The organism is Variovorax sp. 10N432, assembly GCF_056394465.1.
Map to the genome: position 1 here is coordinate 246,574 of NZ_JBFTHX010000004.1, position 12,410 is coordinate 258,983.

The window sequence follows — 12,410 nt, forward strand, 5'->3', positions numbered from 1 at the left end:
GGGCGCCCGTCCCAGCGGCGGGCGCCCAAGGCCGAGGCAAATGCAATACCCAGGCACCGAAGAGACAATCAGGGAAGTCGTCGTCGCAACCCCCGACCAGTTGCGCGAGCGCATTCGCAAGAAGAGCCGGCTGAAGGGGCGGCAACCCGAAGAAGATTCGCTGCGGCAGGTCGGCGAACTGCTGGGCCCGCGGCCCGGCGACGGCTACCCGCGTGACCTGCTGATCGAATACCTGCACAAGGTCAACGACACGCACGGTTGCCTGCGCGACCACCACCTGGTCGCCCTCGCGAAGCTCATGAACATCCCGATGGCCGAGGTGTTCGAGGTCGCGACCTTCTATCACCACTTCGAAGTCGTTCGCGGCGGCGACGCGGCGCCTGGCCTCACGGTGCGCGTGTGCGACAGCCTGTCGTGCGAGATGGCGGGCGCCAAGGACCTGATCGCACGGCTGCCCGCGCTGCTCGGGCAGGCCGGGCGCAACGACGTGCGGGTGGTCGCGGCGCCATGCCTGGGCCGCTGCGAGCAGGCGCCCGCCGCGGCCGTGCACCAGCGCGCGGTGCCGCAGGCGACGGCCGACAAGGTGCTCGCCGCGCTGCGCTCCGGCGACACGCTGCGGGCGCAGCCGCCCGGGCCTGCGCAGCCGGTGGCACGCTTCGAGCCCTCGGCGTTGGCCGAGCGCAGCGTGTCGCCGGGGCTCGGCGCGATCGAGGTCCATCCGGCCTACACCGACTACGCGACCTACCGCGCGCACGGCGGCTACCAGCTGGTCGCCGCTCTGGTCGACAACGACAAGCAGGCCGAGACGGTGATCCGCGCCATGGAGAACTCGGGCCTGCGCGGCCTGGGCGGCGCGGGATTCCCGACCGGACGCAAGTGGCGCATCGTGCGCGACCAGCCGGCGCCCAAGCTGATGGCGGTCAACATCGACGAGGGCGAGCCCGGCACCTTCAAGGACCGCGTCTACCTCGAACGCGATCCGCATCGCTTTCTCGAAGGGGTGCTGATCGCCGCGCGCATCGTTGGCATCGATGCCTGCTACCTGTACCTGCGCGACGAATACCACGACTGCCGCGAACTGCTCGCCGCCGAGTTGGCCAAGCTGCAGGCCGACCCGCCATGTCCGCTGCCGCACATCGAACTGCGTCGCGGCGCGGGTGCGTACATCTGCGGCGAAGAGTCCGCGATGATCGAAAGCATCGAAGGCAAGCGCGGCGAGCCGCGCATGCGGCCGCCCTACATCGCCGAGGTAGGCCTCTTCGGTCGGCCGACGCTGGAGCACAACTTCGAGACGCTCTACTGGGTGCGCGACATCGTGCAGAAGGGGCCCCAATGGTTCGGCGGCTTCGGCCGCCACGGCCGCAAGGGGCTGCGCAGCTTCAGCGTGAGCGGGCGCGTGAAGTCGCCGGGCGTCAAGCTGGCGCCGGCCGGCATCACGGTGCAGGAACTGATCGACGAATACTGCGGCGGCATGCAGGACGGCCACGCGCTGTATGCCTACCTGCCGGGCGGCGCATCGGGCGGCATCCTGCCGGCGCGCATGAACGACATCCCGCTGGACTTCGACACGCTGCAGCCGCACGGCTGCTTCATCGGCTCGGCGGCGGTGATGGTGCTGAGCCAGCATGACCGCGCCCGCGATGCCGCGCTCAACGTGATGCGCTTCTTCGAGCACGAGAGCTGCGGCCAGTGCACGCCGTGCCGGGTCGGCACCGCGAAGGCGGCGGCGCTGATGGAAGCGCCGGTGTGGGACAACGCCACGCTCGAAGACCTCGCGCAGGTCATGGGCGATGCATCCATCTGCGGATTGGGGCAGGCTGCACCCAACCCGATACGCTGCATCCAGAAATATTTTCCGCAGGAGATTGCCGAATGAACGCGCCCGCCAAGCTGGCCGAACTGCTGCCGCAGACGGTCGAGTTCCAGCTCGACGGCAAGACCGTGGAAGCCTTCGAGGGCGAGACCATCCTGAAGGCGGCGCAACGCCACGGGGTCGACATTCCGCACCTTTGCTACAAGGACGGCCTGCGCCCCGACGGCAATTGCCGCGCCTGCGTGGTCGAGCTGAAGGGCGAGCGCACCCTGGCGCCGAGCTGCTGCCGCACCGTCGCCGCCGGCATGGAAGTACAGGCGACCAGCGAACGGGCCCTGAAGAGCCAGATGATGGTGGTCGAGATGCTGCTGTCGGACATGCCGGACGCAGGCTACAAGTGGATCGGCGACGACGCGACGCGCCAGCACGGCGAGCTCAGCGACTGGGCGGCGCGGCTCGATGTCGCAGTGCGGCCCGAACTGAAGGCGCTGCGCCGCGAGCAGCCTGCGGCCGACGTGTCGCACCCGGCGATGGCGGTGAACCTCGATGCCTGCATCCAGTGCAACCGCTGCGTGCGCGCCTGCCGCGAAGAGCAGGTCAACGACGTCATCGGCTACGCCCTGCGCGGCGAGCATTCGAAGATCGTCTTCGACCTCGACGACCCGATGGGCGACAGCACCTGCGTGGCCTGCGGCGAGTGCGTGCAGGCCTGCCCGACCGGTGCGCTCATGCCCAAGAGCTTCATCGGTTCGCAGGCAGTCGATCGCAAGGTCGATTCGGTGTGCCCGTTCTGCGGCGTGGGCTGCCTCATCACCTACAACGTCAAGGACGAGAAGATCGTCAGCGTCGACGGCCGCGACGGCCCGGCCAACCACAGCCGGCTGTGCGTCAAGGGCCGCTTCGGCTTCGACTACGCGCACCATCCGCAGCGTCTCACCAAGCCGCTGATCCGCAAGCCCGGCGTTCCCAAGGGCTTCGACGATGCGCCGCGTCCCGGCGACTGGAGCGAAGCCTTCCGCGAAGCAAGCTGGGAAGAAGCGCTGGCGTTCACCGCCGGCCAGCTCAAGGGCCTGCGCGACACGCACGGCCCGAAGGCGCTGGCCGGGTTCGGCTCCGCCAAGGGCAGCAACGAGGAGGCCTACCTGTTCCAGAAGCTGGTTCGCACCGGCTTCGGCAGCAACAACGTCGACCACTGCACCCGGCTGTGCCATGCGTCCAGCGTCGCGGCGCTGCTCGAAGGTGTGGGCTCGGGCGCGGTGAGCAACCAGGTCAACGACGTCGATCACGCCGAGCTGATCTTCATCATCGGCTCCAACCCGACCGCCAACCATCCGGTGGCCGCCACCTGGATGAAGAACGCGGCGAGGCGCGGGGCGAAGATCGTGCTGGCGGACCCGCGCCGCACCGACATCAGCAAGCATGCCTGGCGCACCCTGCAGTTCAAGGCCGACACCGATGTCGCGATGCTCAACGCGCTGATCCACGCGGTGATCGACGAGGGCCTGGTCGACGAGGCCTTCGTCCGCGACCGCGCCAGCAACTTCGAGGCGCTGCGCGACAACGTGAAGGGCTACAGCCCCGAGGCGATGGCGCCGATCTGCGGCGTGCCGGCCGAGACGCTGCGCGAAGTCGCCCGCGCCTTCGCCACCGCGAAGGGCGCGATGGTGCTGTGGGGCATGGGCATCAGCCAGCACGTGCATGGCACGGACAACGCGCGCTGCCTGATCGCGCTGGTCACGGTCACCGGCCAGATCGGCAAGCCCGGCTCCGGCCTGCACCCGCTGCGCGGCCAGAACAACGTGCAGGGCGCGAGCGATGCGGGGCTGATCCCGATGATGTTCCCCAACTACCAGCGGGTCGACAACGCTGCGGCCCATGCGTGGTTCGAGAAATTCTGGGGCATGCCGCTCGACGAGAAGCCCGGCTACACGGTGGTCGAGATCATGCACAAGGCGCTGGCGCCCGACGACGATCCGCACAAGGTGCGCGGCATGTACATCATGGGCGAGAACCCGGCCATGAGCGACCCCGACCTGAACCATGCGCGCCATGCGCTCGCCAGCCTGGAGCACCTTGTGGTGCAGGACATCTTCATGACCGAGACCGCCTGGCTGGCCGACGTGGTGCTGCCGGCCAGCGCCTGGCCCGAGAAGACCGGCACGGTGAGCAACACCGACCGCATGGTGCAGCTCGGCAAGCGGGCGCTCGATCCACCGGGCGATGCCAGGCCCGATCTCTGGATCATCCAGCAGATCGCCCGACGCATGGGACTGGCCTGGAACTACGAGGGCGACGAAAGCGGCGTGGCCGCGGTCTACGACGAAATGCGCCAGGCCATGCATGCCGCCATCAGCGGCATCACCTGGGAGCGCCTGCAGCGCGAGTCGAGCGTGACCTACCCGTGCCTGAGTGCGGACGATCCCGGCCAGCCGACCGTGTTCATCGACAGCTTCCCGACCGCCGACGGCCGCGTGAAGCTGGTGCCGGCCGACATCATCCCGGCCGACGAGCGGCCCGACGCCGACTACCCCTTCGTGCTCATCACCGGCCGCCAGCTCGAGCACTGGCACACCGGCAGCATGACGCGCCGTGCGAGCGTGCTCGACGCGCTGGAGCCGATGGCGACCGCCTCGATGCACCAGGCCGATCTCGACGCGATGGGGCTGGAGCCGGGCGACGTGATCACCATCCGGTCGCGCCGCGGCGAGGTGGCGATCCACGTGCGGCGCGACGACGGCACGCCGTACGGGGCGGTGTTCGTGCCCTTCGCCTACTACGAGGCGGCGGCCAACCTGATGACCAACGCCGCACTCGACCCCTTCGGCAAGATCCCGGAGTTCAAGTATTGCGCGGTGCGGATCGAGCGCGGCGGCCAGCCCATGGCGGCCGCAGGTTACGGAACCGGCGCGACGGGGGACAATCCACCCCACCCATGGACAGCCTCGACCTGATCAGGACCTTTCGCGAGGTCGCTTCGCACGGCAGCTTTTCCCGGGCCGCGACCAAGCTCGACGTTTCGAAGGCCACGGTGAGCAAGTACATCGCCGAACTCGAGACGCGCCTGGGCGTGCGGCTGCTCAACCGCTCCACCCGTGCCGTCAGCCTGACCGACGCCGGGTCGCTGCTGCTGGAGCGCAGCAAGCCGATGATGGAGATGTTCGAGCTGACCCAGGCCGAGGTCCAGGAGCACGCCAACCATCCCACCGGGCGGCTGCGCATCTCGGCGCCGCTGGGGGCGGGCCAGGGCGACCTGCCGAAGATGATCGGCGAGTTCATGGGCCACTATCCCGACGTCAGCATCAGCCTGCAGCTCCTGAACCGGGCCCCCGACATGGCGGAGGAGGGCATCGACCTGGCGCTGCACTTCGGCCCGATCGAGGACGAGAACCTGATCGTGCGCAAGCTGGCGCGGCGCGCCCTGGTGGTGTGCGCCTCGCCGCTCTACTGGCGCAAGCACGGCAAGCCCACGCACCCGCGGGAACTGGCGGGCCACGATGCCTTGACCCAGAGCCGGTTGGGCGCCCACCCCGAGTGGCGCTTCGAAGTCGACGGCAAGCCCTTCGACGTGGCGATGAAGAGCCGCATGGATGCGACCGAGGCGGCGCCCCTGATCCAGGTCGCGATGCAGGGCTTTGGGGTGATCTACATGCCGGAGATGCTGGTGCAGCCGCACATCGACCATGGCGAGCTGGTGCCGGTGCTGCAGGACTACGTGCGCAGCGACATGTGGCTGTCGGCCGCCTACCTGCAGCGGCGCCACAACAGCGCAGCGCTGCGGGCCTTGCTCGACTTCCTCGAATCGCGCTTCAGCGGGCGGACCAAGGCCAGGGGCTGAGGCCGGCCGGGCGGCTCGACTGCCCCTTGGTGCAGCGCCTCATGGCCCAAAGGGCACTGTACGCGCGGCCCGCCGGGGCCTACATTGCCGCCCAGGGGAGCGAGCCTGGAGGAGGAAGCCGCGGCTCGGGGCAAGCCTGATGAAGCGCCTTGCCCGAGCTGCCGACGAACCACCCCGTGGAGACAACCCCGTGCGAACCCACCTCTCTTTTCTCTTCATGTCCGCCGCCCTCGCGATCGCCCTGTCGGGCTGCGCCGGCACCGCCGCCGCGCCCTCGCAGCGCCAGCTGATGCTGGTCGCCAACGACGAGAAGCAGTCCTGGAACGATGCCGGCGTGGTGCAGCTCGCGCCGCAGGGCCGCGACAGCGTGCAGCTGATCGACATCGGCACCGATCCGCTGGCACCGCGATCGGTCGGAACCCTGGCGCTCGACAACACGATCGCGGGCCCGCCCACCAACCTGGCGATCACAGCCGACGAGCGGCTCGCGCTGGTCGCCAATTCGCTCCTCGTGGTCGAGGAGAACGGGGTGCGCAAGCAGGTGCCCGACAACCGCCTGTTCGTGATCGACCTGGCCGCCTCGCCGCCGAAGCTGATCGATACGATCGTCGTCGGCAAGCAGCCCTCGGGGCTCACGATCAACCGCGCCGGCACCCTGGCGCTGGTCGCCAACCGAGCCGACAACTCGGTCAGCGTGCTGCGCATCGCCGGCCAGAAGGTCAACCTGATCGACACCGTCGCGATGGGCGAATCGGTGTCGCACGTGCGCTTCACGCCCGACGGCCGGCGCGCGCTCGCGGCCAAGTTTCCGAACCACAAGATCGCGCTGCTCGATGTCGACGGCGAGAAGGTCAGCTACGGCAAGGTCGATCTCGCGGTCGGCCTCTGGCCTTACAACGTCGATGTCACGCCCGACGGCAGGCTCGCCCTGACGGCCGACAACGGCAACGCCGGCGCCTCCGACGGCCAGGTCGACACGGTCAGCGTCATCGACCTCGAGGCGGTGCCGCCGCGCGTCATCGACAAGGTGGTGGTCGGCGACGGACCCGAGGGCCTGGTGGTGAGCCCGACCGGCAAGATGGCGGTGGCGCTGATCCTGCGCGGCAGCAACGCGGCCAAGAACGCCTACTTCTACAACCGCAACGGGTCGGTGGTGGCTCTCAGGATCGACGGCAAGAAGGTCACGCGCGGCAACGAAGTGGTGGTGCGGGGGCTGCCCGAGGGTGCGGTGTTCAGCGCCGACGGCAAGTACCTCTATGTCGGCAACTTCATCGACCAGGACATCTCGATCCTGCGGGTCGATGGCGACACCCTGGTCGACACCGGCAAGTCGTTCGGACTGGCGGGCCATCCGGCGGCGATGCGCGGCCGCCTGACGCACTGAGCGAACACCGCGTCATTTCCATTTTGAATCGCGGCATGTCCCGATTCAATTTGACGCTGCGGCGGGGTCCGCCAACACTGCCCGCCATGCAGGAACAGAAGATCGAGTTTTATCAGGGGCCGGCCGGCGGCTGGGGTGCGCTGCGCAGCGTGACACGGGCGCTGCGGGCGCAGAGCATCGCGCTGAAGGGGGCCAGGACCCTGCTGTCGGCCAACCAGCCCGATGGCTTCGACTGCCCCGGCTGCGCCTGGCCCGACCGCAACCATGCCTCGACCTTCGAGTTCTGCGAGAACGGTGCCAAGGCCGTGGCGGCCGAGGCGACCGCCCGGCGGGCCGGGCCCGAGCTGTTCGCGCAGCACACCGTCAGGCAGTTGGCCGAGCAAAGCGATTTCTGGCTCGAGGACCAGGGCCGCCTGACGCATCCGATGGCCTACGACGCCGCCAGCGACAAATACGTTCCGATCGGCTGGGACGACGCCTTTGCGCTGATCGCCCGCCATCTCCAGGCGCTGCCCGATCCGAACCAGGCCATCTTCTATACCTCGGGCCGGGCCAGCAACGAGGCCGCCTTCCTCTACCAGCTGTTCGTGCGCGAGTACGGCACGAACAACTTTCCCGACTGCTCCAACATGTGCCACGAGCCCAGCGGCAGCGGCATGCGGCCGCAGATCGGCGTCGGCAAGGGCACGGTCACGCTGGAAGATTTCGAACACGCCGACGCGATCTTCATCTTCGGCCAGAACCCGGGCACCAACCATCCGCGGATGCTCGGCGAGTTGCGCGCGGCGCACCGGCGCGGCGCGAAGATCGTGAGCTTCAATCCGCTGCGCGAGCGCGGCCTGGAGCGCTTCGCCGACCCGCAGGACAAGCTCGAGATGGCGACGCTCGGTTCGACGCCGATCAGCACCCACTACTTCCAGCTGCGCGTCGGCGGCGATTTCGCGCTGGTCAAGGGGATGATGAAGCACCTGGTCGAGTGCGAGGACGCCGGCCAGGCCACGCTCGACCACGCCTTCATCGCCGAGCATTCGGTCGGCTTCGAGGCCCTGGCAGCCGACCTGCGGGCCGAGTCCTGGGCGCTGCTGGTGCGCGAGTCGGGGCTGTCCGAGGCGCAGATCCGGGCCGCCGCCGAGGTTTACCGCCAGGCCGAGCGGGCGATCGTCTGCTGGGGCATGGGCATCACGCAGCACGTCGATTCGGTCGCCACGGTCCAGATGCTGGTCAACCTGCTGATGCTGCGCGGCAACATCGGGCGGCCCGGCGCCGGCGCCTGCCCGGTGCGTGGCCACAGCAATGTCCAGGGCGACCGCACCATGGGCATCTGGGAAAAGCCGCCGGCCGAATTGCTGGACCGGCTGCGCGATGTATTCGGCTTCGAGCCGCCGCGCCAGCCCGGCTGGGACACGGTGGAGTCGATCCGCGCGATGCGCGATGGCCGCGGCAAGGTCTTCTTCGCGCTCGGCGGCAACTTCGCCGCCGCCACGCCCGACACCCACGAGACCTGGAAGGCGCTGCGCCGCTGCGATCTCACGGTGCACGTCACGACCAAGCTCAATCGCAGCCACGTGGTGCACGGGCGCGAGGCGCTGATCCTGCCTTGCCTGGGCCGCACCGAGGTCGACCGCCAGGCCGGCGGCCTGCAGGGGGTGACGGTGGAAGACTCGATGAGCATGGTCCACATGTCGGTGGGCATCAACGCGCCGGCCTCGGAGCACCTGCTGTCCGAGCCGGCGATCGTGGCGCGGCTGGCCGCCGCCACGCTGGGGGCGCGCAGCCGCACGCCCTGGCTGGCGCTGATCGAGGACTACGGGCGCATCCGCGACCGGATCGAGGCGGTGTTCGACGACTTCAAGGATTTCAACCGCCGGGTCGCTGTCCCGGGCGGCTTCCGCCTGCCCAATCCGGCGGCGCGGCGCGACTGGGCCACGCCTTCCGGCAAGGCCGTCTTCTTCACGCATGCGGTGCCGCAGGACACGCCCTCGCACCGGGCCCGCGCCCGGCGGGGTGACACGGTGGTGTTCACGCTGCTGAGCACCCGCTCGCACGACCAGTACAACACCACCATCTACGGCCACGACGACCGCTACCGAGGGGTCTTCGGCCAGCGCCGCGTGGTCTTCATCCATGCCGAGGACATCCGGGCGCTGGGCCTCCAGGACGGCGACTGGGTCGACATCCACACCGTCTGGCACGATGGCCAGGAACGCCGGGCCGACCGCTTCAAGCTGGTGGCCTACGACATTCCGCGCGGCAACCTCGCGGCCTACTACCCCGAGACCAATCCGCTGGTGCCGCTGGAATCGGTGGCGCGCGATGCCGGCACGCCGGCGTCCAAGTCGATCCCGGTGGTGTTGCTGCCGCACGCGGCGGGGCCGCTGTGACGAGTGCCTTGGTCGACGCCGGTGTCGGGTTCGACGTCGAGGCCCCGGCGCCGCTGTCGCACCGAAGCGTGCGCGTGTTCGGCGAGGCCGGTGCGCCGGCGGCGGGACTGGCGCGCGGCGACGTGCTGGCGACCGAGCTGCCGGTGGCCCTGGTCTTCAACGGCATTTCGCATGCGGTGATGATGGCCACCCCGCAGGACCTCGAGGCCTTCGCCCTCGGCTTCGCGCTCAGCGAAGGGATCCTCGACCACGTGCGCGACTGCCGCGGCATCGCGCAGCGGCGGATCGGCGCGCGCGAGGCCGGCCTGCCCGAGGGCATCGACGGCATCGAGGTGCAGCTCGAGATCTCGGCGCGCAGCTTCGAGCGGCTCAAGGGTCGCCGGCGCAGCATGGCCGGGCGCACCGGATGCGGCGTCTGCGGTGTCGAGAGCTTCGCGGCCCTCGACCTGCAAAGCAGCCCGGTCGCGCGCCGCGCCTGGATCGAACGGGTCGACCTGCCGACGGTGCTGCGCGCCTTCGCGGCGCTGCCGGCGCGCCAGACGCTCAATGCCGAAGCGGGCGCGCTTCACGCGGCCGGCTGGGCGACGCTGGGCGGGGAGTTGACCGACGTGCTGGAAGACGTGGGCCGCCACAATGCGCTCGACAAGCTGCTCGGCACGCTGGCGCGCGCCGGCCGGCTCAGCGAGCCCGGCTTCGTCGTCCTGTCCAGCCGCGGCAGCCACGAACTGGTCCGCAAGTGCGCGCGCCTCGGCATTGCCGCGATCGCCACCATCTCGGCGCCGACGGCCATGGGCGTGCAGGTCGCCCAACTGGCCGGGCTGCGGCTGTGGGGGCTGTGCCGGGCCCCGCGCGGCGTGCTGTATGCGGCGGGCCGCGGGCCGGATGCCAAAACTTGACGCCCCCAAAACGAACAGGAATGGATTAAGCCTTCTGTTTCGTTCTTTCGAAGGCGCACTTAAGTCCTAAGCTCGATCCCAGTTCAATGAACCACAGGAACGGGGTATGGCAAGACTGATCATCCTGGCTCGAAACAGCAGCGTGCGCCAGGTCAACATCGCAAGTCCGATCACCACCATCGGGCGGTCCGGCAGCAACAGCGTCTGCATCGACAGCCAGCGTGTGAGCCGGCATCACGCGGCGATCGAGTGGACCGGCGAGCATTTCCTGCTCACCGACATGGGCAGCCGCAACGGCACCTATGTCAACAACGAGAAGGTCAGGTCGCACACCCTGGTCAACGGCGATGCGATCGTGGTCGGCGATTGCCAGCTGCGCTTTCTCTACAGCCGGGCCTTGCCGCCGGTCGATGCGCTTCGGCTCATGACCCAGCCGGGCGAACTGGTGGGGATCGATGCGCACATGGCGCGCAGCGCGAACCGGCGCCTGCCCGAGCGCCGCGTGTTCGCGCGCTGACTTCAGGCGTACTGCGCTGCCAACGGGCGGCCTTGCGGCGCGATCGCCTGGGCCGGCATGGCCGTCGCCTGGCGTCGCTCGGCGATCAGACGGGCCACCAGCTGCGCGGCCAACTCGAGCTTCTTGAGGTCGCGCGCCTCCAGCGCCGGATCGGGATTGAAGCTGAACGAATAGAAGGTGCCGTAGATCGCACCGTCGGCGAGCACCACCGGTGCGCTCAGATAGCAGCCCGCGGGCACCTGGGCGCGCAGCACCTGCTTGCAGAAAGCCAGCTCGAGCGGCTCGGCCTGCTCGTCGATGAACTGGGCGCGCTGCGCGTCCTCCCGGCGATGCGAGACCTGGCGGCCTTCGACGAACTCGCAGGCGAATGCGGCCTCCATCGCGTGCTGGTCGCGCAGCAGCTTGAGCACCTGATGGACCGAGGGGTCGAGCAGCGGATCGCTCATGTCCGGGGTCGCCATCAGGAGCTCGGACACGGTCACCTCGAGCGATTCGAGTGCGTGAAGGTGTTCGTAGTAGCTCATGTAGGGGTCTCCGGTGGAATGTGTCCATTGGAGCGCAGAAATCCGCCAAGCTCAGAAAATGAGAACTAAGGTTTCGTTTTTGTGCGGACCTTTGTCACGAAATCCGCGCCGGGCTTGCTTCAGGATGTGACTCGGCCACCGGCGCCCGGCTTCGGCTATCGTCCACTGCATGGCGAATCCTGAAACCCCGTCGGCCGTGGCAGCGGCCCTTCCGCGGCTGACGCAGGCGCGGGCACCGCTCACGCGCGAAGTCGAGGTGGTCGACGAGCATGGCGCGTCGAGCCGGGTGTCGATTCCTGCCGAACGCGACCTGACGATCTACGTCGACCGCCGCGAACTGGTCACGCTCATGACCCTCGGCGCGCAGCCCGAACTGCTGGTGCTGGGCTACCTGCTGAACCAGCGCCTGATCGAATCCGCGGCCGACGTCGAGTCGATCACGGTCGACTGGGAGGTCGGCGCCGCGGCCGTCAAGACCCACGCCGGCATCGACCGGATCGAGGAGCGGACCGCGAAGAAGGTGGTCACCACCGGCTGCGGGCAGGGCAGCGTGTTCGGCGAACTCATGGCTGGCATCGACAGCCTGCAATTGCCCGACACCCGCATGACCCAGGCCCAGCTCTATGCCCTGGTCGACGCGATCCGGCTCCAGGAAAGCACCTACAAGTCGGCCGGCTCGGTGCACGGCTGCGCCCTTTTCACGCTCGAAGAGGGCAACCAGGCCCGCATGCAGTGCTTCGTCGAGGACGTGGGCCGCCACAATGCGATCGACACGATCGCCGGCTGGATCGCGATGCAGGCGCAGCTGGCCGGCGCGCGGGTCTTCTACACCACCGGCCGCCTGACCAGCGAGATGGTCATCAAGTCGGCGCAGATGGGCGTGGCGATCGTCGTCTCGCGCAGCGGCATCACGCAGATGGGCCACGAGGTGGCGCAGCGGGTCGGCCTGTGCGCGATCGGGCGGGCGACCAACCGGCGCTTCCTTTGCTTCGCGGGGGCGCAGAGGCTGGTGCTGCAGCCGGGGCTGGCCGGCGCCAGGCCCTAAATCCTTCGATTTCGC

9 protein-coding genes are annotated in these 12,410 nt (G+C 69.0%); 8 read left to right on the top strand and 1 reads right to left on the bottom strand.

Annotated features, from left to right (window positions below; all coding sequences use genetic code 11):
* Positions 1-40 precede the first annotated feature (40 nt).
* From AC1DF3_RS07245 to AC1DF3_RS07275, 7 genes are all read left to right on the top strand, one after another.
* Positions 41-1,876, top strand: coding sequence for an NAD(P)H-dependent oxidoreductase subunit E (locus AC1DF3_RS07245; protein ID WP_286536165.1), 1,836 nt, complete (start codon positions 41-43; stop codon positions 1,874-1,876).
* Positions 1,873-4,764 (top strand): formate dehydrogenase subunit alpha, encoded by a 2,892-nt coding sequence (gene fdhF, locus AC1DF3_RS07250; protein WP_478139229.1) that lies wholly within the window; start codon positions 1,873-1,875, stop codon positions 4,762-4,764. Before AC1DF3_RS07245 ends, fdhF begins: the two co-directional genes overlap by 4 nt.
* Complete coding sequence (locus AC1DF3_RS07255) at positions 4,746-5,648, top strand: LysR family transcriptional regulator (RefSeq protein ID WP_478139230.1); 903 nt, start codon at positions 4,746-4,748, stop codon at positions 5,646-5,648. Before fdhF ends, AC1DF3_RS07255 begins: the two co-directional genes overlap by 19 nt.
* A gap of 217 nt (positions 5,649-5,865) precedes the next feature.
* Positions 5,866-7,032 (top strand): YncE family protein, encoded by a 1,167-nt coding sequence (locus AC1DF3_RS07260; RefSeq protein WP_478139231.1) that lies wholly within the window; start codon positions 5,866-5,868, stop codon positions 7,030-7,032.
* Positions 7,033-7,118: 86 nt separating this feature from the next.
* Complete coding sequence (locus AC1DF3_RS07265) at positions 7,119-9,413, top strand: FdhF/YdeP family oxidoreductase (protein WP_478139271.1); 2,295 nt, start codon at positions 7,119-7,121, stop codon at positions 9,411-9,413.
* A complete protein-coding gene (fdhD, locus tag AC1DF3_RS07270) occupies positions 9,410-10,309 on the top strand; it encodes a formate dehydrogenase accessory sulfurtransferase FdhD (protein ID WP_478139232.1) in 900 nt (299 codons plus the stop codon). Before AC1DF3_RS07265 ends, fdhD begins: the two co-directional genes overlap by 4 nt.
* A gap of 106 nt (positions 10,310-10,415) precedes the next feature.
* Entirely contained in the window at positions 10,416-10,826 is a 411-nt protein-coding gene (locus AC1DF3_RS07275) for an FHA domain-containing protein (protein WP_286536156.1), read from the top strand.
* A 2-nt stretch (positions 10,827-10,828) separates the two neighbouring features.
* Here AC1DF3_RS07275 and AC1DF3_RS07280 read toward each other — a convergent pair whose 3' ends face one another.
* A complete protein-coding gene (locus tag AC1DF3_RS07280) occupies positions 10,829-11,350 on the bottom strand; it encodes a hypothetical protein (protein ID WP_286536154.1) in 522 nt (173 codons plus the stop codon).
* A gap of 169 nt (positions 11,351-11,519) precedes the next feature.
* Here AC1DF3_RS07280 and AC1DF3_RS07285 point away from each other — a divergent pair, with 169 nt between their 5' ends.
* Positions 11,520-12,395: a formate dehydrogenase accessory sulfurtransferase FdhD gene (locus AC1DF3_RS07285; RefSeq protein WP_478139233.1), complete on the top strand. Its 876-nt coding sequence runs from the start codon at positions 11,520-11,522 to the stop codon at positions 12,393-12,395.
* Positions 12,396-12,410: the final 15 nt, after the last annotated feature.

Bases quoted from the DNA above. Each gene is read 5' to 3' on its own strand.
- AC1DF3_RS07260 (WP_478139231.1), top strand. From the start codon at position 5,866: ATGTCCGCCGCCCTCGCGATCGCCCTGTCGGGCTGCGCCGGCACCGCC.
- AC1DF3_RS07275 (WP_286536156.1), top strand. From the start codon at position 10,416: ATGGCAAGACTGATCATCCTGGCTCGAAACAGCAGCGTGCGCCAGGTC.
- AC1DF3_RS07265 (WP_478139271.1), top strand. From the start codon at position 7,119: ATGCAGGAACAGAAGATCGAGTTTTATCAGGGGCCGGCCGGCGGCTGG.
- fdhF (WP_478139229.1), top strand. From the start codon at position 1,873: ATGAACGCGCCCGCCAAGCTGGCCGAACTGCTGCCGCAGACGGTCGAG.
- AC1DF3_RS07255 (WP_478139230.1), top strand. From the start codon at position 4,746: ATGGACAGCCTCGACCTGATCAGGACCTTTCGCGAGGTCGCTTCGCAC.
- AC1DF3_RS07280 (WP_286536154.1), bottom strand. From the start codon at position 11,350: ATGAGCTACTACGAACACCTTCACGCACTCGAATCGCTCGAGGTGACC.
- AC1DF3_RS07285 (WP_478139233.1), top strand. From the start codon at position 11,520: ATGGCGAATCCTGAAACCCCGTCGGCCGTGGCAGCGGCCCTTCCGCGG.
- AC1DF3_RS07245 (WP_286536165.1), top strand. From the start codon at position 41: ATGCAATACCCAGGCACCGAAGAGACAATCAGGGAAGTCGTCGTCGCA.